This window comes from Cellulomonas sp. Root137 (genome assembly GCF_001426725.1).
Lineage (GTDB): Bacteria > Actinomycetota > Actinomycetes > Actinomycetales > Cellulomonadaceae > Cellulomonas.
The window spans coordinates 1,172,085-1,194,807 of the sequence record NZ_LMFG01000001.1 but is presented as its reverse complement, the minus strand read 5'-3'; the positions used below and the strand labels follow the sequence as shown (position 1 = coordinate 1,194,807).

22 protein-coding genes are annotated in these 22,723 nt (G+C 71.2%); 12 read left to right on the top strand and 10 right to left on the bottom strand.

Annotated features, from left to right (window positions below):
- Nucleotides 1-84: 84 nt before the first annotated feature.
- From ASD18_RS05730 to ASD18_RS05715, 4 genes are all read left to right on the top strand, one after another.
- The gene (locus tag ASD18_RS05730; protein ID WP_056087898.1) at nt 85-1,131 is read left to right on the top strand and encodes a LacI family DNA-binding transcriptional regulator; all 1,047 of its coding nucleotides are present in this window, start codon (nt 85-87) and stop codon (nt 1,129-1,131) included.
- A 195-nt stretch (nt 1,132-1,326) separates the two neighbouring features.
- The gene (locus ASD18_RS05725; RefSeq protein ID WP_082573565.1) at nt 1,327-2,439 is read left to right on the top strand and encodes a Gfo/Idh/MocA family protein; all 1,113 of its coding nucleotides are present in this window, start codon (nt 1,327-1,329) and stop codon (nt 2,437-2,439) included.
- The gene (locus tag ASD18_RS05720; protein WP_235522273.1) at nt 2,436-3,473 is read left to right on the top strand and encodes a hypothetical protein; all 1,038 of its coding nucleotides are present in this window, start codon (nt 2,436-2,438) and stop codon (nt 3,471-3,473) included. Before ASD18_RS05725 ends, ASD18_RS05720 begins: the two co-directional genes overlap by 4 nt.
- Nucleotides 3,470-5,461, top strand: coding sequence for a beta-galactosidase (locus ASD18_RS05715; RefSeq protein WP_082573563.1), 1,992 nt, complete (start codon nt 3,470-3,472; stop codon nt 5,459-5,461). The genes ASD18_RS05720 and ASD18_RS05715 overlap by 4 nt, the downstream gene beginning before the upstream one ends.
- A gap of 24 nt (nt 5,462-5,485) precedes the next feature.
- Here the strand turns inward: ASD18_RS05715 and ASD18_RS05710 are convergent, their stop codons facing one another.
- Entirely contained in the window at nt 5,486-5,851 is a 366-nt protein-coding gene (locus tag ASD18_RS05710; protein WP_056087895.1) for a DoxX family protein, read from the bottom strand.
- Nucleotides 5,852-5,963: 112 nt separating this feature from the next.
- Here ASD18_RS05710 and ASD18_RS05705 point away from each other — a divergent pair, with 112 nt between their 5' ends.
- On the top strand, nt 5,964-6,365 hold the full coding sequence (locus ASD18_RS05705; protein WP_082573561.1) for a helix-turn-helix domain-containing protein: 402 nt from the start codon (nt 5,964-5,966) through the stop codon (nt 6,363-6,365).
- Here the strand turns inward: ASD18_RS05705 and ASD18_RS05700 are convergent.
- Nucleotides 6,362-7,465 carry a DNA glycosylase AlkZ-like family protein gene (locus ASD18_RS05700; protein WP_056087893.1) on the bottom strand — a complete coding sequence of 368 codons (1,104 nt, stop codon included), beginning with the start codon at nt 7,463-7,465 and terminating at the stop codon, nt 6,362-6,364. The genes ASD18_RS05705 and ASD18_RS05700 overlap by 4 nt on opposite strands.
- 70 nt (nt 7,466-7,535) lie before the next feature.
- On the opposite strand from ASD18_RS05700, the gene ASD18_RS05695 reads away from it, so the two are divergent.
- From ASD18_RS05695 to ASD18_RS05680, 4 genes are all read left to right on the top strand, one after another.
- Complete coding sequence (locus ASD18_RS05695; protein WP_056087890.1) at nt 7,536-8,471, top strand: ABC transporter ATP-binding protein; 936 nt, start codon at nt 7,536-7,538, stop codon at nt 8,469-8,471.
- Nucleotides 8,468-9,682, top strand: a complete 1,215-nt coding sequence (locus ASD18_RS05690; RefSeq protein WP_082573557.1) for an ABC transporter permease — start codon at nt 8,468-8,470, stop codon at nt 9,680-9,682. Before ASD18_RS05695 ends, ASD18_RS05690 begins: the two co-directional genes overlap by 4 nt.
- Nucleotides 9,683-9,761: 79 nt before the next feature.
- Nucleotides 9,762-10,406 carry an N-acetyltransferase gene (locus ASD18_RS05685; RefSeq protein ID WP_235522272.1) on the top strand — a complete coding sequence of 215 codons (645 nt, stop codon included), beginning with the start codon at nt 9,762-9,764 and terminating at the stop codon, nt 10,404-10,406.
- An 11-nt stretch (nt 10,407-10,417) separates the two neighbouring features.
- Complete coding sequence (locus tag ASD18_RS05680) at nt 10,418-10,828, top strand: DUF6157 family protein (RefSeq protein WP_056087885.1); 411 nt, start codon at nt 10,418-10,420, stop codon at nt 10,826-10,828.
- A 12-nt stretch (nt 10,829-10,840) separates the two neighbouring features.
- Here ASD18_RS05680 and ASD18_RS20695 read toward each other — a convergent pair whose 3' ends face one another.
- Entirely contained in the window at nt 10,841-11,986 is a 1,146-nt protein-coding gene (locus ASD18_RS20695; RefSeq protein ID WP_082573555.1) for a YaaC family protein, read from the bottom strand.
- Between the two features lie 103 nt (nt 11,987-12,089).
- Here ASD18_RS20695 and ASD18_RS05670 point away from each other — a divergent pair, with 103 nt between their 5' ends.
- Nucleotides 12,090-13,736: a bifunctional 3'-5' exonuclease/DNA polymerase gene (locus ASD18_RS05670; protein WP_056087879.1), complete on the top strand. Its 1,647-nt coding sequence runs from the start codon at nt 12,090-12,092 to the stop codon at nt 13,734-13,736.
- Here the strand turns inward: ASD18_RS05670 and ASD18_RS05665 are convergent, their stop codons facing one another.
- From ASD18_RS05665 to ASD18_RS05650, 4 genes are all read right to left on the bottom strand, one after another.
- Nucleotides 13,737-14,249 carry a hypothetical protein gene (locus ASD18_RS05665; protein WP_056087876.1) on the bottom strand — a complete coding sequence of 171 codons (513 nt, stop codon included), beginning with the start codon at nt 14,247-14,249 and terminating at the stop codon, nt 13,737-13,739. It lies immediately after the preceding gene.
- 70 nt (nt 14,250-14,319) lie between these two features.
- On the bottom strand, nt 14,320-15,051 hold the full coding sequence (locus tag ASD18_RS05660) for a cupin domain-containing protein (RefSeq protein ID WP_056087873.1): 732 nt from the start codon (nt 15,049-15,051) through the stop codon (nt 14,320-14,322).
- Nucleotides 15,048-15,965: a PmoA family protein gene (locus ASD18_RS05655; RefSeq protein WP_056087871.1), complete on the bottom strand. Its 918-nt coding sequence runs from the start codon at nt 15,963-15,965 to the stop codon at nt 15,048-15,050. The genes ASD18_RS05660 and ASD18_RS05655 overlap by 4 nt, the downstream gene beginning before the upstream one ends.
- Nucleotides 15,962-17,413, bottom strand: coding sequence for a Gfo/Idh/MocA family protein (locus ASD18_RS05650; RefSeq protein WP_056087869.1), 1,452 nt, complete (start codon nt 17,411-17,413; stop codon nt 15,962-15,964). Before ASD18_RS05650 ends, ASD18_RS05655 begins: the two co-directional genes overlap by 4 nt.
- A 190-nt stretch (nt 17,414-17,603) precedes the next feature.
- Between ASD18_RS05650 and ASD18_RS05645 the strand changes: the two genes are divergently transcribed.
- On the top strand, nt 17,604-19,121 hold the full coding sequence (locus ASD18_RS05645) for an alpha-N-arabinofuranosidase (RefSeq protein ID WP_056087864.1): 1,518 nt from the start codon (nt 17,604-17,606) through the stop codon (nt 19,119-19,121).
- 25 nt (nt 19,122-19,146) lie between these two features.
- On the top strand, nt 19,147-20,145 hold the full coding sequence (locus ASD18_RS05640) for an alpha/beta hydrolase (protein WP_056087861.1): 999 nt from the start codon (nt 19,147-19,149) through the stop codon (nt 20,143-20,145).
- 2 nt (nt 20,146-20,147) lie between these two features.
- On the opposite strand, the gene ASD18_RS05635 is transcribed toward ASD18_RS05640, so the two are convergent.
- The 3 genes from ASD18_RS05635 to ASD18_RS05625 are packed head-to-tail and all read right to left on the bottom strand — an operon-like array spanning nt 20,148 to nt 22,703.
- Complete coding sequence (locus ASD18_RS05635; RefSeq protein WP_156387903.1) at nt 20,148-20,792, bottom strand: hypothetical protein; 645 nt, start codon at nt 20,790-20,792, stop codon at nt 20,148-20,150.
- A gap of 44 nt (nt 20,793-20,836) precedes the next feature.
- Complete coding sequence (locus ASD18_RS05630; RefSeq protein WP_082573553.1) at nt 20,837-21,748, bottom strand: carbohydrate ABC transporter permease; 912 nt, start codon at nt 21,746-21,748, stop codon at nt 20,837-20,839.
- A gap of 1 nt (nt 21,749) precedes the next feature.
- Complete coding sequence (locus ASD18_RS05625; RefSeq protein ID WP_056087859.1) at nt 21,750-22,703, bottom strand: carbohydrate ABC transporter permease; 954 nt, start codon at nt 22,701-22,703, stop codon at nt 21,750-21,752.
- Nucleotides 22,704-22,723 lie beyond the last annotated feature (20 nt).

Here is a 22,723-nt window from a genome sequence, read left to right as displayed (position 1 = left end):
GTGATGCAGCGAGGCACCACGACGGCCCTGATCGGGGCAACTAGCATCGGGCCGCACGCTCGGTGCTCGAGGGAGGGACGGTCGATGTCGACGACGACACGGGGACGCGCTGACCGCCGACCCTCCATCACGGACGTCGCCAAGCGGGCGGGCGTGTCGGTCGGCACCGTCTCCAACGTGCTCAACCGCCCCGACCAGGTCAGCGACACCACGCGCGACCGCGTCCTGGTGGCCATCGAGGAGCTGCAGTTCGTCCGCAACGCCTCGGCCCGGCAGCTGCGTGCAGGGACCATCCAGACGGTCGGCGCCATCGTGCTCGACATCGCGAACCCGTTCTTCACCGAGGTGGCCCGCGGGGTCGAGGACCGGCTGGCCGCCGACGAGTACACCCTCATGCTCTCGTCCTCCGACGAGGACCCCGAGCGCGAGGCCCGGTACCTGCGGCTGTTCGAGGAGCATGGCGTGCAGGGCGTCATGGTCACGCCGTCGGCCGGCTCGCTGGACACCCTGCTTGCTCTGCGCGACCGCGGGATCGACGTGGTTCTGCTGGACACCACGTCCCCGGTCGACGACATCTCGTCGGTGGCCGTCGACGACGTCCGCGGCGGCGCGCTGGCCATCGAGCACCTGGTCGGCCTCAGGCACACGCGCATCGCGTTCATCAACGGGCCGCTCACCATCAAGCAGTGCCACGACCGCCGCGACGGGGTGCTCTCCGCGCTCGCCGGCGCCGGCCTCGACCCCGCCGACGCGCTGGTCGAGATCACCATCGGCTCTCTCAACGCCGACGGCGGCGAGGCCGGCATCAACCAGCTGTTCGCGCTCCCCGGCGACCGCCCCACCGCCCTGTTCTGCGTCAACGACCTCACCGCCCTGGGCGCCCTGCGCGCGCTGCGGGCCCACGGCGTGGCCATCCCCGCCGAGATGGCGGTGGTCGGGTACGACGACGTCGTGTTCGCGTCGATGCTCACGGTGCCGCTGACGTCCGTCCGCCAGCCGACCCACCAGCTCGGCTGGACCGCCGCGGACCTGCTCCTGCGCCAGCGGTCGGAGGGCGCGTCGTTCCAGCACCAGCGCGTCCAGTTCCAGCCGGAGCTGGTGGTCCGCGGCTCGTCGGACCCGTCGGCCTGAGACCCGCGCCCGGCCGCGGCACTCTCCCTCATGCCGAGTTCGTGAGTTTCCGTCGAGTTCGGGCGTTGCTACTGCCGAACTCGAGGGGAACTCACGAACTCACCCGTCCCGTCGCCGTCCAGCAGGACGGGGGCAGATGGACGGATCGGCAGGCAAGCGCTTACCGTGGCAGCCTCACCGTGCAAGGGAGCAGACGTGACGGAGTTGTCGCAGGGCGTGCTGAAGGTCGCCATCGTCGGGACGGGGGCGATCGCGCACGCGCACGCGTCGGTGCTCGCCGCTGACCCGCAGGTCGCGATCGTCGCGGTCGCGGACCCCAACCCCGCCGTGCGGGACGGGTTCGCCGGGCAGTTCGGCGTCACCGGCCGGTACGACAGCCTCGACGACCTGCTCGCTGCCGAGACGGTGGACGTCGTGCACCTGTGCACCCCGCCCGGCCTGCACAAGGACCAGGCGATCGCCGCCCTGCGCGCGGGCGCCCACGTGGTCTGCGAGAAGCCGCCGGTCCTCTCTCTGGCGGACCTGGACGCGGTGCTCGAGGTCGCTCAGGAGGTCGGGCGCGAGTACGCGGTGGTGTTCCAGCAGCGCACCGGCACCGCGGTCGGTCACGTGCAGAAGCTGCTGGCGGACGGCACGCTCGGGCGGCCGCTCGTCGGCGTCTGCCACACGCTCTGGTACCGCAAGCAGGAGGACTACTACGCGGTGCCGTGGCGCGGGAAGTGGGCCACCGAGGGCGGCGGACCGCTGCTGGGGCTGGGCATCCACCAGCTCGACCTGCTCGGGTTCCTGCTGGGCGAGTGGGCCGAGGTCGACGCCCGCGCGTTCCGGCTGGACCGCGACCTGGAGACCGAGGACACGTCGACCGCGGTGATCCGGTTCGCCAACGGCGCGATCGTGTCGGTGCTGACCACCGCGCTCGCTCCCCGGCAGACCAGCTACGTGCGGGTGGACACGACGCTCGGCACGGTCGAGGTCGAGCACCTGTACGGGCACGACGCCCGCGCGTGGCGGCTCACCCCCGCACCCGAGCGGACCGGCGGCGAGCCGGCGGAGGCGCCCTCGTCGTGGACCCTGCCCGGCGACGACGAGCCCTCCGGCCACACCCCGCTGCTCCGTGCGGTCTACGCGGCGCTGCGCGCGGGCGAGCCGCTGCCGCCGGTCGCCGCGGAGCCGCACCGGTCGCTCGAGCTGGTCACCGCGATCTACGCCTCGGCCTCCCTGGGCCGCCCGGTCACCAAGGCCGACCTGGCCCCCGGCAGCGAGCTCCGCAACGGCTTCCTGCACGGCGTCGAAGACCTCCGCCCATGACCTCCACCCCCGCGACGTCCGAGCATCTGGTCGCCGGAGCGGCCGCTTCCTCGGACGCAGTCGCTGGTGAGACCGCAGCGTCCGAGCCGGCGGTCGCCAGGGCAGCCACATCCTCGGACGTCCGTACCGCTCCCGATCCCCTGTTCACCGACCCCCTCGGCGCGCCCACCGATCCCACCGTCGTCGAGGGACCGGACGGGACCTGGTGGTTGTTCGCGACACAGCGGCGGGTCGACGACGACGGACCCGGTGTCAGCTGGGTGCACGGCACGGACATCGCGGTCGCGACGAGCACGGACGGCGGGCTGGCCTGGACGCACCGCGGGGTCGTCGACGGGCTGGACCCCGGAGAAGGCCGCAACACCCTGTGGGCCCCCGAGGTCGTGTTCGCCGAGGGCCGGTTCCACATGTTCGTCACCTACCTCAGCGGCGTGCCGGACCGCTGGCCGGGGCACGAGCGGCACATCCTGCACCACGTGTCCGACGACCTGGTGGCCTGGGAGTACCGCGGGGTCGTGCCGCTGAGCTCGGACTACGTCATCGACGCGTGCGTGGCACCGACCCCGACCGGCTACCGGATGTGGTTCAAGGACGAGGCCGCGGGATCGACCACCTGGTGCGCTGACTCCGACGACCTGCAGACGTGGGGCCCGTCACGGCCGGTCATCGAGGGCCGACCGCACGAGGGACCGAACGTGTTCACGCTCGGCGGGTGGCACTGGATGATCGTCGACGAGTGGCGCGGCCAGGCCGTGTACCGGTCCGACGACCTGGCACGCTGGACCCCCGACGGGCACCTCCTGGTCGACCCGCGCGGGCACCATGCCGACGTCGTCACCACCGACGACGAGGCCTGGATCTTCTACTTCACGCACGACGTCTCACCGTTCGGGGAGACCGGCGCCGGCGAGGACCCGGCGACACGGCGGGCCGTCGTGCGCGTCGCGGTAGCCCGCGTCGTCGACGGCCACCTGGTGTGCGACCCGGACGAACCCGTCCAGCTAGACCTCCGACGAGCAACGAGGACCCGATGATCCAGTACGGCGGCGACTACAACCCCGAGCAGTGGCCGCTGGCCACCCGCATCGAGGACGTGGAGCTCATGCAACAGGCCGGCGTCACGCTGGTCAGCGTCGGCATCTTCAGCTGGGCCCAGCTGGAGCCGCGCGAGGGCGAGTTCGACTTCGGCTGGTTGGACGACATCCTCGACCGGCTTACCGCTGCGGGCATCAAGGTCACGCTGGCGACCGCCACGGCGAGCCCTCCCCCGTGGCTCACCCGCAAGCACCCGGAGTTCCTGCCCGTGCTGGCAGACGGCACGGTGCTGCACCCGGGCGGCCGGCAGGCGTACCGGGTGTCCTCGGCGGCGTACCGCGAGTACGTGCTGCGCATGACCCGGACGATGGCGGAGCGCTACGGCACGCACCCCGCGCTCGCCCTGTGGCACGTGGACAACGAGCTGGGCTGCCACGTCCCGCACGACTTCTCCGACGACGCGGCGGCCGCGTTCCGGCGCTGGCTCGCCGACCGCTACGGCACCGTCGAGGCCCTGAACGCGGCGTGGGGGACGGCCTTCTGGTCGCAGCGGTACGACTCCTTCGACGAGGTGCTGCCCCCGCGCAGCGCCCCGACGTACCCGAACCCCACGCAGCAGCTGGACTTCGCGCGGTTCAGCTCCGACGAGCTGCTGGTGCACTACCGCGCGATGCGGGACGTGCTGCGCGAGATCACGCCGGACATCCCGACGACCACCAACCTCATGCTCTCCACCGGCACCAAGTGGATGGACTACTTCTCCTGGGCGGACGACCTCGACGTCATCGCCAACGACCACTACACGCGTGCCCACGACCCGGAGGCGCACGTCGAGCTGGCGTTCAGCGCCGACCTCACGCGCGGGGTCGCCGGCGGCGACCCGTGGATGCTCATGGAGCACTCGACCAGCGCGGTGAACTGGCAGCCGCGCAACCGCACCAAGCGTCCGGGCGAGATGCTGCGTCACTCGTTGGCGCACGTGGCCCGCGGCGCCGACGCGGTGATGTTCTTCCAGTGGCGCCAGTCCGCCGCGGGCGCGGAGAAGTTCCACTCGGCGATGCTGCCGCACGGGGGCACCGACACCGACGTGTGGCGGAACACGGTCACGCTCGGGTCGGCGCTGAAGGCGCTGAGCGAGGTCGAGGGCAGCCGGGTCCGGGCGCAGGCCGCGATCGTCTTCGACTACCCGGCGTGGTGGGGCACCGAGCTGGACAGCCACCCGTCGGCCGCCGTCACCTACCCGGACCGGGTGCTCGCGCACTACCGCGCGCTGTGGCAGCGGAACATCACGGTGGACATCGTGCGGCCGTCGGCGGACCTGTCGGGGTACGCGCTCGTCGTCGTCCCGACGCTCTACCTGGTCACCGACGCCGACGCGGCCAACATCGCGAAGGCTGCGGCCGACGGTGCGTCCGTGCTGGTCACGTACTTCTCGGGCATCGCCGACGAGAACGACCACATCCGGCTGGGCGGCTACCCGGGCGCGTTCCGGGAGCTGCTGGGGGTGCGGAGCGAGGAGTTCTGGGCCCTGCAGGACGGCGAGACCCTCACGCTCGACGACGGGACGCGAGCCGACGTGTGGTCCGAGCAGACGCACCTGTCGCCGGGGACGGAAGCGGTCCGCACCTTCGCCGACGGCGACCTGGCGGGCTGGCCGGCTCTGACGCGCCGGCCGGTCGGCTCCGGCGCCGCCTGGTACCTGGCCACCCGGCTCGACGCCGACGGTCTGCAGGGGGTCACCGACGCCCTGATCGCCGAGGCGGGGCTGTCCCCCGAGCTGGACGGCGTGGAGGCGGTCCGCCGGGTCGCCGACGACGGCCGCTCGTGGCTGTTCGTCCTCAACCACACGGGCGACGAGGTCACGGTGCCGGCGTCGGGCCACGAGCTGCTGCGCGACGAGACGGTGGCGGGCGGGTCGCTCGTCGTCGCGCCGGGCGGCGTCGCCCGAGAACGGCACGAGGACGTGACGTTCTCGCGGGGGACCTGACGTTCGCGCCGCGGCAGACGCGGCTCAGTAGCCCGCGAACCGGCCGACTGCCACGAAGGCCGCCAGCAGGAGCAGCGCGATGTTGGCCGGCAGCACCTGCGGCTCGTGGCGCCGGACGTGGGTGCGGATGGCCAGCGCCTGGACGACCGCCAGGCCGGTCGCGGCGATCGGCGTGAGGATCGGGGCGATCCCGGTGGCCTGCGGCAGGATCAGCCCGAGCGCGCCCAGGATCTCCACGACGCCGATGAACCGGACCGTGCCGGCCGAGAAGTCCTCGACCCAGGGCAGGTTCTTCTGGAGCCTCTCCTTCGGCTGCGTGGCCTTCAGCAGACCGGCCCCCAGGTAGGCGACTGCGAGCAGACCGGCGACGATCCAGAGGGCGAGGTTCATGCGGGCGTCTCCACGGGGTGGTTGGTTACTCCTTGTGCCTGACCACATCGTGGGGAACAGTGGAGGCACGCACAAGAAGGCACAGAGATGTGCCTGTGGAGGAACGGCTGACATGCACCTGCCCGTGACGTACGACGACGACGGCATCCCCCGCGTCAGCTGCGGCGCGGACGCGGTCGGCTCACAGGTGCGCGGCCTGCTCGACCGCATCGGCGACAAGTGGAGCCTGCTGGTCCTCGGGATGCTCCAGGGCGGACCGCAGCGGTTCACCACCCTGCTGCGCGGCATCGACGGCATCTCGCAACGGATGCTCACCCTCACGCTCCGGCACCTGGAGCGCGACGGGCTGGTGCACCGCGAGGTGTTCCCGGTGGTGCCGCCGAAGGTCGAGTACGAGCTCACCCCGCTGGGCCACACGCTGCTGCGTCCGGTGCTGGAGCTCGTCGCGTGGAGCCAGGAGAACGCCGACGAGATCGACCGGAACCGCGCGGCCTACGACGCGTCGAGGGGCTAGGACCGCACCACGTCCAGCTCCAGCTCCAGCCAGTGCGCCAGGTCCTCGATCTCCGCGTCGACCGCGGCGCGCGCGTCGGGCGACCACGGGTCGTCCTCGTGCACCGCGTGGACCCGCAGCACCCCGGCCTTCACGTCCGCCGCCACGTCGAGCTTGCCCACCAGCCGGTCGCCGACCAGGACCGGGAGCGCGAAGTAGCCCCAGCGCCGCGCGGCCACCGGCTTGTACATCTCGAGGATGTAGTCGAACTCGAAGACGTCGGTCATGCGCTTGCGGTCGTACAGGAGCAGGTCGAGGGGCGAGAGCAGCGCCGCGCGCCCCTCGAACGGCACGTCCAGCTGCGCGGGGTCGACGCGCCACTCGCCGCGGACGCCCTCGATGACCGCGGGCTCCCCCGCGTCCCGGACGTCGAGCGGCTCGACCGGCTGCTCGGGCCCCTTCGGCCTCGCGATGCCGAGCGCCGCAAGCCTGCGCTCGTCGCGGATCCGGTACGCCTCCTCCAGCGGCACCGGCGGGTCCGGCGGGTAGACGCGCTCGGCCAGGTCCCAGAGCCGGTCGCGGCCGGTGCCGCCGGCGGGTGCGACGTCGCCCATCTGCACCATGAGGCCGAGCAGCATGGTGACGTTGCGGTTGTTGTTCCAGCCGGACGAGCGCCACGGCCGCACGCACGTGTCGGGGAGCTCGCTGATCGGCAGCGGACCGTCGGCGCGCAGCAGCTCCAGGATGTCCTGCCGGCACGCCTCGTTGTCCGCGACCCATTGCCGGTTGCCCCGCTGCCAGTCCTTCACGCGGGTGCCGGTCCCGGGCCAGACGGCCATCTCCGCCCGGTACAGCGCCAGGTCCTCCGCCACCCGCAGCATGCCGCGGAACTCGATGATCGTCTGCTCGTCGAGCGCGTCCGCCAGCTCCCGCGGGTCGTACGCCGAGCCCAGCCGGCTCCAGAGCACCAGGTCCGCGCTCGGGGCGATCGCGCTGGTCGGGTTGAGCTGGAGGAACGACAGGGCGCGCACGGTCTCGTGCACGTCCGTGGGCCGGGCAGCGGTCAGGCGCTGTGCGCGCACGGCGATCCGGCGGGCGTCGGCACGAGAGAGGTGGTGCACCTTCCGCAGACTAGGTCCGGCCACCGACAGGGTGTCGCGCCGCGTCGGTGGTCTCTGTTTGGATCGACTCATGTCCGCACTGGTGATGGAGTCCCTGAACAAGTCCTACGGCGACCTCCGCGCACTGCGCGACCTGTCCATGGAGGTGCGTGCGGGCGAGATCGTCGGGTTCGTCGGCTCCAACGGCGCCGGCAAGTCGACGGCGATGCGGATCGTGCTGGGCGTGCTGGCGGCCGACTCCGGCGAGGTGCGCTGGGACGGCAAGCCGGTCGACCTGGCCGTGCGGCGGCGCATCGGGTACATGCCCGAGGAGCGCGGCCTGTACCCGCGCATGAAGGTGAGCGACCAGCTGGTCTACCTCGCGCGGCTGCACGGGCTGTCGACGGCGTCGGCCAAGGCCGCGATGGAGCAGTGGACCGAGGTGCTCGGCATCGCGGAGCGCCGCGGGGACGAGATCCTCAAGCTCTCGCTGGGCAACCAGCAGCGGGTGCAGCTGGCCGCCGCGCTGGTGCACTCCCCCGACATCCTGGTGCTCGACGAGCCGTTCTCCGGCCTCGACCCCGTGGCGGTCGACGTGATGAGCGGGGTGCTGCGGGACCAGGCCGCGGCCGGCGTGCCGGTGCTGTTCTCGTCGCACCAGCTCGAGCTGGTCGAGTCCCTGTGCGACCGCGTCGGGATCATCAAGACCGGGTCGCTGGTGGCCTTCGGCGGGATCGAGGAGCTGCGTCGGACCGACGACCGGCGATGGGTGGTGGACGGGCCACCGGCGGGGTCGTGGATCTCCGCGGTGCCGTCGGCCCGCCTGGTGTCGACGGACGCGACGCGGTCGGTGGTCGAGGTGCGGGGACAGGCCGACGACGGCGTCGACCAGCAGATCCTGCGGGCGGCGCTCGCGGCCGGGTCGGTGCACGAGTTCAGCCTGCTGCGCCCCTCCCTGACCGAGCTGTACCGGCACGTGGTCAGCACGGACTCCGCTACGGTCGAGCGCGAGACGGTGTCCGCATGAGCGCCCGTCCGACCCTCGTCGAGATCTCCGACGGCGCCGCCGTCCGCCTGGTCGCCGGACGGGAGATCAGCACGCGGTTCCGCTCCAAGGCGTTCATCTGGACGACCGTCGCGCTCGTCGCCGCCGTGGTGCTCGGCGGCGTCCTGCTCAACCTCGTCAGCTCGCAGTCCGACCCCACCCAGCACGTCGGCGTCCTGCCCGAGACGGCGGCGGTGTCCGAGCAGCTGGTGGCCACCGGCACGGTGACCGGGACGACGATCGAGACGCAGGAGGTGGCGTCCGCCGACGCGGGTGAGGAGCTGCTCAAGGACGGCACGATCGATGCCCTCGTCACCTCCACGGACCCCTTGACCGTGGTGGTGCACACGAAGCTGCCCGACATGCTCGCGCCCGTGTTCGCGTCGCTGGCGCAGCAGGAGGCGCTGTCGTCGGCGGTCACCGACCTGGGCGGCGACCCGGGCGAGGTCGGTCGCGAGATCGCCCAGGCGACGCCGGACATCACCGCGCTGGAGCCCGAGCCCGAGCAGGACGGCGCCCAGATCGTCGCCGGCTTCGTCGCCGGGATCCTGCTGTTCATCTCCCTCATGACCGCGGGCCAGCTGGTGGCGCAGGGGGTCGTGGAGGAGAAGGCGTCGCGCGTCGTCGAGCTGCTGCTGGCCACCGTGCGCCCGTGGCAGCTGATGGCCGGCAAGGTGCTGGGCATCGGGGTCATCGGGCTCATCCAGGTGGTGCTCGTCGTCGGCGCAGGCTCCGGGACCGCGCTGGCCCTCGGACTCGTGGACACCAGCTCGATCAACCTGGGCGTGACCGCGCTGTGGGTGGTGATCTGGTTCGTCATCGGCTTCACCATGTACGCGCTCGCGCTCGGTGCCCTGGCCGCGCTGGTGTCGCGGCAGGAGGACGTCGGCTCGGTGACCGCGCCGGTGCTGACCCTGATGATGATCCCGTACATCATCGGCGTGAGCATCGCCCCCTGGGACCCGACGAACCCCCTGGTCGTGTGGCTGTCCTACGTCCCGTTCTGCTCGCCCCTGCTCATGCCGATGCGGATCGCCCTCGGCGAGGTCGACGCGTGGGAGGTCGCGCTGGCCCTGGGGCTGTCGCTCGCCGTGATCCCTGTGCTCGTCTGGCTGTCCGGGCGGATCTACTCCCGCGCGGTCCTGCGCAGCGGCGGACGGATCAAGCTCAAGGACGCACTGACAGGGTCGTAAGCGTTTGCGCAGGTCACGCGATCTGTCCATCCCCCGATCGGGTTGCATCTGGACGCATGTCCCGTAGAGGATGCGCGACATGCCCGGAACCCCGCCTGATGTCGTCGAGCCGCTGCACCCGTCCGGCATCGCCGAGGCTGCGACGGTGCTGGCCGCGGCCCTCGCCGACGACCCCGGCTTCGTGCACCTGTTCCCCGTCCGCCGCCGCCGCGAGCGCGAGCTGCGGGCGCTCTACCGGATGACCCTGTCCGACTCCGTGCGGCACGGGCACGCGTTCGTGACCAGGCTCGACGGTGCCGTCACCGGCGCGATCGCGCTCTACCCGCCGGGGTCGTACCCGATGACGCCCGCCCGCTGGTGGCGACAGGCGCTCCGGATCGCGAGGATCGCCGTCAACACGCGCGAGCACAGCGTGGGGATCATCAAGTTCGGCGACGTCACCTCTGCCGGGGTGCCCTGCGACGCCTGGTACGTCGAGGCGCTCGGCGTCCGGCCCGACCTGCAGCGCGCCGGCCGCGGCAAGCGGCTGATGGCCACCGTGTTCGACCTCATCGACTCCGCGTCCGGGCCGTCCTACCTGGAGACCACCAAGCCCGACAACGTCGGCTACTACACCGCGCTCGGGTACTCGTCGGTGCGGACGCGGGTGCCGCTCTCGTCGGCGTCATCGGAGGGACCCTGGATCTTCCCCATGAGCCGCACCGCTGTCAGTCCCGCGGTCTAGCGTCCGGCCGCATGGAGAACGTCGACTACACGTCCACCTTCATCACGGTCGCGCCCGATACCGCTGCCGTCGCGGGTGTCGAGCCCGTGGGCTCCACCGTCGCCGCCACGACCTTCTCGCTCATCGCGTCCGCGCCGTACGCGCTGCGGTCGTCCGACGTGATCTTCCGGGTGTGGGCGGGCCGGCACGGCGTCTCGGCTGACTCCCTTGACGAGTGGGCTTCCTTCTATGCGACGCCTCGCGCGTGCCTGCGGTCCAGCGACCTGGGGAAGCGGTACGGGTGGGGGATCCATGCCGACGCCGACGGGCGGCTGGCGGTGTACGCGGTGGGGTCGTCCGAGTACGCGGCGTTGGCCGCGGGGACGGCGCCGGACGGGTCGGCCGTGACCGTGAAAGCGGCGATGCGAGACTCGCGGCGGTGACCGAATCGATACCTACGTTCGAAACCCACTCGGCTCGAACGCGACGGTCCGATCCGAAATGCCGGAGAGCGCGCCGGAAAGGAGGTAGAGCGGAACCTCCCGCGAGAACGAATCCATTAGCCACGCCTGCGCGCCCTGGCGGTACGGGTCCAGCGCGGATGGCTTGTACCTAACGAGAGACGACAGGTAGAACATCGCCGCGTACCTGGCCAAACTAACTGGTAGCGTGTACGAGTCAGATTTCTTCAAACTATGACACAACTGAAAGTCGGCGGCCTGAGCGACGGGGTCGGATGCGTGAGGCCCAAGGGAGTCCTTTACGTGGCTCATCGCCTGGTAGAAAGCGCTGTTGAAGTCTACCGACCCGCCGTATGGAAAGGTCCGCTTTGATTGGAGGATTCGCAGATTCATCGGGATGGATCGCGAACTGATCGCAAAATAGCGACGCCAATCCGGCAGGTCAGCAATGGGGACCTCGTGGAAATGGCGTGCAAGCGCCCTCGCGAGTGGCTCACGGCTTCCCATTCTTCCGTCGAGCAGAGCGAGGATGACCCAGGCCATCCCCCCGTCACTCGCCACAGTGTGATAGCTCGGAATCGTCTGTGGTCGCGATCGGCCAAACTCCTCCATCTCGAGCCCAATTTCTGGAATGATGGAAAGTAGATTAAGGACAGGTAATCGCGTACCTCGCGGGATCGTAGACCCTGTTCTGGCTTCGACCAACCTACTGAACACGCCATCTTGAACGGTGAGGTGGTCGCCGCGGATGGAGTCGCTCCCCGACGGATTGTAGGAAAGGCCGTGATTAATCTTCGCACCAGAAATGACGTTGATCGGCAAGCGAAGAAGTTCAGCTTTCGCTAGATTTAGGAAAGCGTAGTAATAAGGCAGTGCCGCTGCGGACCCACTGATCAAAGCACCTGCTCGCCAATAGGTTAATCCTTGCCTCACGAAGTTGTGGAGGTCCCGATACCTGGCGTTCTTTTCCGCAAGAGTGCCAGCGAACAGCGCTCGACCCTTTTGCGGGATATCGGCGTATTGCTGTAGCAGAAGCCAAAGCGTCTTGTCGCTTGCCACCTCAGTCAGCAAGTGGTGGCCGCTCGCGAGGGATGGCACAGCGCAGATCCAGTGGTCGACGCGACGGGTACTGACGGTCATAGCGCGAGGCTATCCCTGGCGCCTCAGGCTCTAGGTGGGTTCGGACTGGTGGCACTGCCTGCGGCCGCTCCCGCGATGTCGCACCCGGCTGCGACGATGAGCCGTGTCCTTGCTGCTGCTCTTCGATGACCCGTCGCGACCCGGCGTCGTCGAGCTGCAGTCGCTGACCGACGACGGGCTGCCGAAGGACTCCGTCTCGGTGGCCGCCGACGACCTCGCCTCGGCGGTCCGTGAGCGCGAAGCCGACCGGCCGCGGTGGGTCTGGGACGACACCGCGCGCCGCTACCCGTCGCTGCTGGCCGCCGGTGTCCGCGTCGAGCGGTGCCACGACCTGCGGCTCTGCCACGCGATCCTGCGCCGGAGCGTCTACTCGCAGTCGTCGGCACTGGCCGGAGCGGCGGCGGGGCCGTGGGACGGGCCCCGCGAACCGCCGCCCGTCGAGGGGAGCCTGTTCGACGACGTCGGACCCACGGTGGTCGCCGACCCGCTCGAGGAGCTGCAGCGCCAGCTCGCCGCCGTCGCGGGTGCCGACGAGCCGGGCCGCCTGCGCCTGCTGCTCGCCGCCGAGTCGACGGGCGCGCTCATCGCCGCCGAGATGCAGCACGACGGGATGCCGTGGAGCGTCGAGACGCACGACGCTCTCCTCACGGAGCTCCTCGGCCCGCGGCCGCGCAGTGGTCGGCCCGCCAAGCTCGAGGCCCTGGCCGACGAGGTCCGCACCGCGCTCGGGCAGCCGTCGCTGAACCTCGACTCCCAGCCGGATCTGCTGCGCGGGCTGCGGGCGGCCGGCTGCGACGTCGAGTCCACGCGCACGTGGGAGATCAAGGCGCTCGAGCACCCGGTGCGTGACCCGCTGCTCGCCTACAAGAAGCTGTCGCGCCTGCTCAGTGCCAACGGGTGGGCGTGGATGGAGGCGTGGGTCCACGACGGCCGGTTCCGGCCCGACTACGTGCCGGGCGGGGTGGTGACCGGGCGGTGGGCGACGAGTGGCGGCGGCGCGCTGCAGCTGCCCGCGAGCATCCGCGCGGCCGTGCGGGCCGATCCCGGCTGGAAGCTCGTCGTCGCCGACGCCGCGCAGCTGGAACCGCGCGTGCTGGCGGCGATGTCCGGCGACAACGCCATGGCCGCGGCCGGCAGGAAGGCCGACCTGTACCAGGGCGTCGTCGACGCCGGCATCGTCGAGACCCGCTCCGAGGCCAAATACGCGATGCTCGGCGCGATCTACGGCGCCACCACCGGCCCGTCCGCGGTCCTCATGCCGCGCCTCACCCGCGCGTACCCGCACGCGGTCGCCCTGGTGGAGGCCGGCGCCCGCGCCGGGGAGCGTGGCGCCGTCGTGTCCACCTGGCTCGGCCGCACCTCTCCCCGTCCCGACGCTGCCTGGCAGGCCGAGCACGCCGCAGCTTCGGCGGAGGGGGCGGGGGCCGACGACGTCCGCGCCGCGCGCCGACGCGGCCGCGACTGGGGGCGGTTCACACGCAACTTCATCGTGCAGGGCACCGCCGCCGAGTGGGCGCTGTGCTGGATGGCCTCGTTGCGCCGACGCCTGCTCGAGCTGGAGGGCCGGCCGCACCTGGTGTTCTTCCTGCACGACGAGGTCATGGTGCACGCGCCGGCCGAGGTGGCCGACGAGGTCGCGCTGGCCATGCGGTCGTCCGCCGTCGAAGCGGGGCGGCTGCTGTTCGGCTCCACGCCCGTCGACTTCGCGCTGAACGTGGCGGTGGTGGACAGCTACGACGAGGCGAAGTAGCTAGTGCATGAACGCGTACTTGAGCACGATCACCAGCAGCCCGAACGCGGCCGCGATCGCGACCTCACCCACCAGGGCGCGCCCTCGGACCCCCGCGCGGTGGGCCGCGAGCGCGGCGACGGCCGCGAGCATCGCGACTGTGAACCAGAGCGCGAGGAACGCCGCCCGGTAGACGTCCATGCCGACGAGCCTGCCGATCGCGAACACGACGAGCACCGGCAGGCTGCCCAGCAGGACCCCGGTGTTGTTGCGCAGCGCGTGCCGCAGTCGGTGCCCCGAGCTGTGGTCCTGGTCCTCGAAGCGGCCACCGACCGCGTCGGCGTACACGTGCGCCAGCCAGTAGGTGACGGACACCACGGCGGTGGCGAGGATGACGATGTCCCCGCTCTCGGCTCCCGCGCTCGTCGCCGCCAGGATGACGCTCGACACGAGCGCGCCGTAGAGGATCTCCGCCGGGCCCTTGTTCCGCATGAAGCGGTCCACGCGGGTGAACCGCTGTTGCTCCACGTTCATGTGCCCTCCGCGATCCGCCATGGGCTTCCTATCGTGGCGCACAAACTGCCGGGCTGTCGGGCTGGGCGACTCAGGCGGGCGTCGGCCAGGTCTGCAGTCGACCGCACATGCCGTACCGGCGCGGTGCAGGAGCTGCGTCCACGGCCGTCACGGACCCCCGAGAGAGGTGCTGCCCGACGCCCCTGATCAGGCCCTCGAGCGCGCCGGCCGTGGTCTCCGTCTCTGCGTAGACGGTCCGCGTCCACACGTCCTGCCACCGCGGCACCAGGGTCCGGACGATCCGTGTCGACGCCTCGTGCAGGGGCTTGAGGGCCGCGGCCGCGCCGATCCGGTCGACGGCCTCGCCCAGCTGGGCGTACCCCTCCAGCGCCAGGTCGCGCCGGCGACGGGCCGCGGCGGCGATCTCGTCCTCGGACGCGCCGGCGCCGGGCAGGGTGGCCGCCGCGCGGTAGGCGGCAGGGTCGGACAGCACGGAGGCGGGGAAGGTCAGGACGGCGTCCCCGGCCTCGGGCAGGCCGGCATTCGACATGAGGACGAGGACCTCGAGGTCACCGTCGTTGACCGCACGGTGCACGACACCCGGTCCGAACGAGACGATCGCCCCCGGCTGCAGCGGGTGCACGGTGAACCCCGCCGGGCCGAGGGTGTGCACGGAGCCGGAGCCGCCGAGCACCACGTACGCCTCCGACGACACGACGTGCAGGTGCGGCGATCCGCTGCCGGCGACGCCGACGCCGTCGGGCGCGGGCCAGTCGTACACGCGCAGGTTGCTGACCGAGACGCCCCCCGGAAGTCCGCTCATCCGACCAGGATCCCCCTGCCGAGCGTCGCGAGCGAGGCCGCCGACGCCGGGTCGGCGCCACCGTCGGCAATCACGACCGCGTACCGGAACCGGAGCGTGTCACCGGGAGCGAACGGGACCTCGGTGGAGAAGAACGGTGCGGGGTTGAGGCACCCGAAGTGCTCGGTGCGCGCGAACCACTGCGGCGGGTGCGAGGGGTTGTCGGCGCTGTCGACCATGACGACCGTCGACGCTCCCCCGGTCTCGTCGTGCCGGCCGACGAACCCCATCCACGGCCCGCGCGTCCCGCGGACCTCCTCGCCGCCGGAGAAGTCCGGGGCGAGCAGGGTGCCGCCGGTGAACGACCGGGGGCCGCGCCAGAACAGCCCGCCGTAGCCGGCGTTCTCCCGCCCGCGGGTGGTGGGCGAGCCGATGGTCAGGTCGGCGGACGACACGTTGGTCATGGTGGTCTCGAAGGTGAGCACCCAGGCGTCGTCGCGACCCGCGGGGACGACGAACCCGAGCGACCGGGTCTCGTCGATCACGTGCGCGCCCGCCTGCGTGTGCCAGGCGAGCGTGTGCGCGAGGTCGACCCGGTCGGCACCCACCGCCAGCGACGTGAGCGCCACGTGATCCATCGACCCGTCGTTCTCCAGCTGCACGTACCCCTGACCGTGCACGTAGGTGGGGCCGCCCCAGAAGTTGTGCTCGCCGACCACCGGCAGCGACCAGGCGATGCCCTTGTGCCAGACGTGGTCGTGCGGCCGGAACGCCGTGACCAGGTCGCCGCCGCGCGTCCGGACGGGGTGCAGGTAGGGGCGCGGGCTCTCGAGCTGGACGTCGGTGGGGACGTAGACGTACTGAGCGAGGGTGATCCCGTCGGCGACGACGTCGACGGCGCGGCCGACGCCGTGGAGGGCGGAGAGGCTGGTCACGAGGCGCCCGGCAGGGACAGGTCCGCGCCCAGGTCGAGGTCCGCGATCGTCACCGGCAGCCCGGTGACCAGCGACTGGTTCGCTGCGATGCCGACCGCCACGGCGCGCAGCCCGTCGAGGTACCCCGCCGGCCGGCCGAGCTCGTCGTCGGCGACGCGCAGGTGTCGTCGGAACACGTCCTTGAGCAGGATCGCGTCCCCGCCGCCGTGCCCGCCGATGCCGTCGGGGATCGCGTACTCGGTGGCCCTCTCCCAGTGCTTCTGCACGAGCAGCCGCTCCCCCTCGGGGCGCAGCGAGTCGCCGACGGAGGTCGGTGTGGCCGACGGGTCCAGCACCGCCTTCCCGAGCTCGTCGAGCTCGATCGCCCCCCGCTCGATCACCTCGAGCTCCGCGCGGCCGGCCGTGCCGTTGACGGTGACGCGGTAGCCCTCCCAGGGGCTGTGCGCGTTGAGCGAGTAGGTGAGGGTGGCGCCGCGGCGGTAGTCGACCAGCAGCGCCATGTTGTCCTCGATGGTGATGCCGGGGCCGAACACGTCCTGGTCGCGCAGGTAGCCGTCGTACTGCTCGGCGTCGAGGTAGAGGGACTTCAGGCGGGCGTCGTCGTGGAGGTCGAGCGTGAACGGGTCGCCGACGACGCCGGTGCCGCGAGCCGGCCGGGCGCCGAGCCCGCGCTCGGCGGCGTTGCGGTCGCCGTAGAACTTGAGCCCGCCGCGGGCGTAGACGCGGGCGGGCACGTCGCCGATCCACCAGTTGACCAGGTCGAAGTGGTGGCTGGACTTGTGCACCAGCAGGCCGCCGGAGTTCTTCTTCTCGCGGTGCCAGCGCCGGAAGTAGTCGGCGCCGTGCACGGTGTCGAGGGCCCACTCGAAGTGCACCGACGTGACCTCGCCGATCTCGCCGGACGAGATCACCTGGCGCAGGGAGGAGTTCCGCGGGGCGTACCGGTAGTTGAAGGTCATGACCACGTCGCGGCCGGTCTCGCGCACCGCGCCCGTGATCCGCCGGCAGCCGGGCCGGTCGATGGTGAGCGGCTTCTCGACGACGACGTCGGCCCCCGCGGCGAGCGCCCGCGCCACCAGCTCGGCGTGCGCGTGGTCGGGAGCGGTCACCACGACCACGTCCACCGATTGCTCGGCGATCATCTTCTCGAGCCCGTCGGGCGCGTACGTGGGCAGCGACGCGGGCCGCCCGAGCGCCTCGGACACGGCCGACTCGTAGTGCGCCATCCGGCCGGGGTTGGTGTCGAGGAGGGCGACCAGCGTCGCGACGTCGGCGTGCTCGCCGGTGATCGCGCCGATGTACATGCCCGCGCGATGGCCGGTGCCGGCGACCGCGTACCGCAGCTGCTCCCCCTCGGGTGCGGCGGCGAACTCGGGGATGACGCCGGGGCCGGCGGCGGTGCTGCTGCTCGATGCGGGGCGGGGTGCGGTCGGGTTCTGGTCGGTCACGGGTGTCCTCGGTGTCGTCGTCGCCTCGTTGCGGCGGACCGGTGCGGAAAGCGTTGTCCGTCACTAGGTAGCCTAAGCCGTGGGGCCCGTCTCGCACAGGCCTCACGGGCGACGGATCATGGACGAGTCGGCGGACTCGACGGACCACCCGCCCGCACCGAGCAGCGTCGCCCGATCCAGGAGAGACCCGATGTCCCAGCGCGCCACCGTCCTGCTGCACCCCGACTTCCGCGTGGGCGAGATCGACCGCCGCCTGTTCGCCTCGTTCGTCGAGCACCTCGGGCGCGCCGTCTACACCGGCATCTACGAGCCGGGCCACGAGACCGCCGACGAGCACGGGTTCCGCCGCGACGTCGCCGACCTCACCCGCGAGCTCGGCGTGAGCATGGTCCGCTACCCCGGCGGCAACTTCGTCTCCAACTACGTCTGGGAGGACGCCGTCGGGCCGGTGCAGGACCGCTTGCCGTTCATCGACCTGGCGTGGCGGACCATCGAGCCCAACACGGTCGGCACCGACGAGTTCCTCCAGTGGGCCGAGCGCGAGGGCATCGAGCCGATGATGGCCGTGAACCTGGGCACCCGTGGGGTCGCGGCGGCCGCGGCGCTGGTCGAGTACTGCAACGGCGAGGCGGGCTCGCGCTGGGCGGACCTGCGGATCGCGAACGGTCGCGAGAAGCCGTACGCGGTCAAGCTCTGGTGCCTGGGCAACGAGATGGACGGCCCCTGGCAGATCGGGCACAAGGACGCCGACGAGTACGGCAAGCTCGCCGCCGAGGCCGGCAAGGCCATGCGGCTGGTGGACCAGTCGATCGAGCTGGTCGTCTGCGGGTCGTCGTCGATGATGATGGACACCTTCGGCTCGTGGGAGCAGACCGTCCTCGAGCACACCTGGGACGTGGTCGACCACCTCTCCATGCACGCGTACTACGAGGAGCTCGACGGCGACCGCGCCTCGTTCCTCGGGTCCGGCACGTCCATGGACCGGTTCATCCGCCGGGTCGTCGCGTCCGCCGATGCCGTCGCCGCGCGCCGCCGCTCCGACAAGGTGGTCACCATCTCGTTCGACGAGTGGAACGTCTGGTACCTGCAGTCCCGCTTCCCCGGCGAGAAGAACCTGCCGCTGCAGCGCGACGCCCCGCGCATCATCGAGGACGTCTACTCGGCGCTCGACGCCGTCGTCGTCGGCGACCTGCTGGTCACCCTGCTCAACCACGCCGACCGCGTACCGGTGGCCTGCCTGGCCCAGCTGGTCAACGTGATCGCGCCGATCATGACCGAGCCCGGCGGGCCGGCCTGGCGCCAGCCCACGTTCCACCCCTTCGCGACGACGGCCCGGCTCGCCCGCGGCACCGCCCTCGACCTGCGGGTGTCCGGACCCACGATGTCGACCGCCGCGCACGGCGACGTCCCGGTGGTCACCGCCGCAGCGACCCTCGACGGCGACGACGTCGCGGTGTTCCTGGTCAACCGGTCCGCCGAGCCCGTCGAGGTCGAGCTCTCGCACCCCGGCGTCACCCTCGCGCTCGGCCGGGGCGTGCGGGTGACTGCCGACGACGAGCCCGCGGTCGAGGGACCGGAGCACGCCGCCGCCGTCGCCGAGCGTCACGTGTCGGAGGTCGACGGCCCCGCCGCAGCGACCGGCAGCACCGTGATCACCCTCGCGCCGGAGTCCTGGACCGCCCTGCCGGGGGTGCTCACCCGGGCCTGACGGTGGCGAGTGGCACCATCGAGGGATGAGGCGCATCGCGCTCGGGTTCGGATGGCTGCTCGGCGTGCTCGTCGCGGGCCTCGTCGGCGTCGGCATCGCCGCCCGGTTGAGCCCCCGGCCGGCATCGGTGGTGCTGCGGCGGAACATGGACCGCCACGGTTCCGCACGGTTCGTGGCGACCGCGCCCTTCGTGCCCGCGCACGTGGTGTCCGAGATCGACATCCCGTACCGCGACGGCGACCGCGACGCCCGGCTCGACGTGCACCGGTCGACCGGGTCGGACGGCACGCTGCCGACGATCGTCTGGGTGCACGGCGGGGCGTGGTTGTCGGGGAGCAAGGACCTCATCGCCAACTACCTGCGGGTCGTGGCCGGCGGCGGGTGCACGGTGGTGGGCGTCGACTACTCGATCGCCCCGCGCGCCACCTACCCGACCCCCGTCCTCCAGGTGCTCGACGCGCTCGCCTTCCTCACCGAGCACGCCGACGAGCTGGGCGTCGACCCGGACCGCCTGGTGCTCGCGGGCGACTCCGCGGGCGCGCAGATCGCGTCGCAGGTGATCGGCGTGGTGATCGACCCCGCGTACGCGGCCTCGATCGGCGCCCACCCGCGGGTCACCCGGGACCAGATCGCGGGTGCGGTGCTGTTCTGCGGGGTCTTCGACATGTCCCTCGCGCGCGGCCTGCGTGGCCGTCCCCGCTGGTTCGTCGACTCCGTGATGCGCTCGTTCACCGGCAGCGCGGACTACCTCGACGACCCCCGGTTCGCGGGCATCTCGGTGGTCAACCACCTGACCGCCGACTTCCCCCCGACGCTGGTGTCCTGCGGCAACGCCGACCCGCTGATCGGCCACTCCCAGTCGCTGCTCACCACGCTCGAGACCCTCGGGGTGCCCCACGAGACGCTGCTGTTCGAGCCCGACCACGAGCCTGCGCTCGGTCACGAGTACCAGTTCCACGTCCACACCGACGCGGGCCAGGAGGCACTGGCGACGATGCAGCGGTTCGTGGAGGGGCTGGACTGAGCTCAGCCCTGACGGACCGCCGCGCGGTGCTCGACCGCCACGACCGCGAGCGACAGCAGGCCCGGCACGATGACGACGAGCGGCGCGAGCATCCACACCATTACCGCGCACAGCCCGAGCGCGACGGCGAGCAGGAACGTGCCCGTGAGGTCGTCCCCGGCACGCTTGGCGGCGGTCTGCACGACGGTCGTCCACCGCGCCCCCGGCGACCAGCCGGCCGCCGCGCGCAGGACGATGACCAGCAGGATCGCGACCAGGAAGACGGTCGCGACCCGGACCCCGGCGCCGGCGGGCATCCCGCCCTGGCCGATGAGCTGCAGGTTGAACAGCAGGACCAGGAGCAGGACCGGCATGCCGATCGACACCAGCCAGACGCCGCGGCACGCCGCGCGGAAGTCCTCCCAGAGGGCCGCCACGGTGTCGGGGCGGCCGTCGAGGTGGCGCCGGACGTGGGACACCCCGGCGGCGAGCGCCGGGACGGCCGTGATGATCGGGAGGCTGAGCACCGAGACGCCGAGGCCGACGAGCAGGGCCTCGCTGAACAACCCGAACCGGCCGCCGCCGAGGAGGCGCTTGTCGGCGGGACCGGGCTGGGCGGCGTCGTCCGCGGGGCGGCCGGCGTCGTCGTCGGGAAGCGGGGTGCTCATGGCATCCAGCCTCACACGCTCGGGCCGCCCCGTGGAAACCGCCATCAGCCTTTGAGGCCCTGCGTGGCGACGCCTTCGACGAGGTAGCGCTGGAAGACCAGGAAGAAGAGCATGACCGGGATGAGGGCCAGGACGGCCATGGCCATCTGGGCGCCGTAGTCCGAGGTCGTTGTCTGGTCGACGAAGAGTCGCAGGGCGATGGGCAGCGAGTACAGGTCGGGCTTCTTCAGGTAGAGCAGGGGACCGAAAAAGTCGTTCCAGGACCAGATGAACGCGAAGATCGAGCTGGTCACCAGGGCGGGCTTCATCAGGGGCAGCATGATCGAGCGAAAGATCCGCACGTGCCCGGCGCCGTCGATGCGTGCGGCCTCGTCGAGCTCACGCGGCAGGTTGCGCATGAACTGGACCATGAGGAACACGAAGAACGCCTCGGCGGCCAGGAACTTGCCGATCAGCAGCGGCACGAAGGTGTCGACCAGGCCGAGCCGGTTGAACACGATGTACTGCGGGATGATCACCACGTGGAACGGCAGCAGGAGCGTGCCGATCATGAGGGCGAAGAAGATGTTCCGGCCGGGAAACTCGATGCGCGCGAACGCGTAAGCGCTGATCGAGCAGGAGATCGTGATCCCGATGACCGAGCCGACGGCCAGGATCACCGAGTTGCCGAAGAACGTCCAGAACGAGACGCCGCCGATGCCCTCGAGGGCCTTGGTGAAGTTGGCCAGGCTCGCGTTGGTGGGGATGAGGCTGACGTTGCCGACGATCTCGCTGGACGGCTTGAACGAGGACATCAGCATCCACACCGCGGGGTAGAGCACGATCACGATCAGGGCGAGCGAGCACAGGTGGAAGATCAGGGCCCGGCCGCGCTTGCGGTTCTTGGTGGACTGCCGCAGCCGTGCGCTGTCGTGGGCGCTGACGAGGTGGTCGGCAGTGGAGGTGACGGTGCTCATCTCACTTGCCCTCTCCGGAGTAGTGGACCCAGGACTTCGAGCTCCAGAAGAAGACGACCGCCAGGGCGCCGACGACGACCACCAGGATCCAGGCCATCGCCGAGGCGTAGCCCATCTGGAAGTCCTGGAAGCCACGGAAGTACAGGTAGAGCGTGTAGAACAACGTGGAGCGGGCGGGGCCGCCGGTGCCGTTGGAGATGATGAACGCCGAGGCGAAGATCTGGAACGCGTGGATCATCTCGAGCAACAGGTTGAAGAAGATGACCGGCGAGAGCATCGGTAGCGTGATCTGCCGGAACTTGCGCCAGGGCCCCGCGCCGTCGACCGACGCGGCCTCGTAGAGCTCGTTCGGGATCTGCTTGAGCCCGGCCAGGAAGATGACCATCGGCGCACCGAACTGCCAGACGGTCAGCAGGATGAGCATCGGCATGGTGCGCGACGGGTCACCGACCCAGCCGCCGGCCTCGAAGCCGAAGAACTGCTGGACCTGGTCGACGATGCCGTTGTCGATGAACATCGCCTTCCACACGATCGCGATGGAGACCGAGGCCCCGATCAGCGAGGGTGCGTAGAACGAGGACCGGTAGAAGCCCTTGCCGCTGAACGCGTTGTTCAGCAGCATCGCCACCGCCAGCGCGGCGAGCAGCTTGATCGGGGTTCCCAGCAGCACGTACGTGAGCGTGACCTTCCACGCCTGCAGGTAGTTCGGGTCCTGGGCGAGGCGCTGGAAGTTCTCCACCCCGATCCACTCGGGGGGCGCGAACAGGTTGTAGTTCGTGAACGCCAGGTACAGGGAGGCCAGCATCGGGCCTGCGGTCAGCAGGACGAACCCGAGCAGCCAGGGGCTGAGGAAGGCGTAGCCGGCCAGGGACTCGGACCGCTTGCGGCGCTTCCGGGCTGCGGAGTGCGCGGCGGTCGAGGGGCCTGTCGTCGGAGCCTCGGCAGTGAGGGTCACGAGCGTGATCCGTTCGTCGG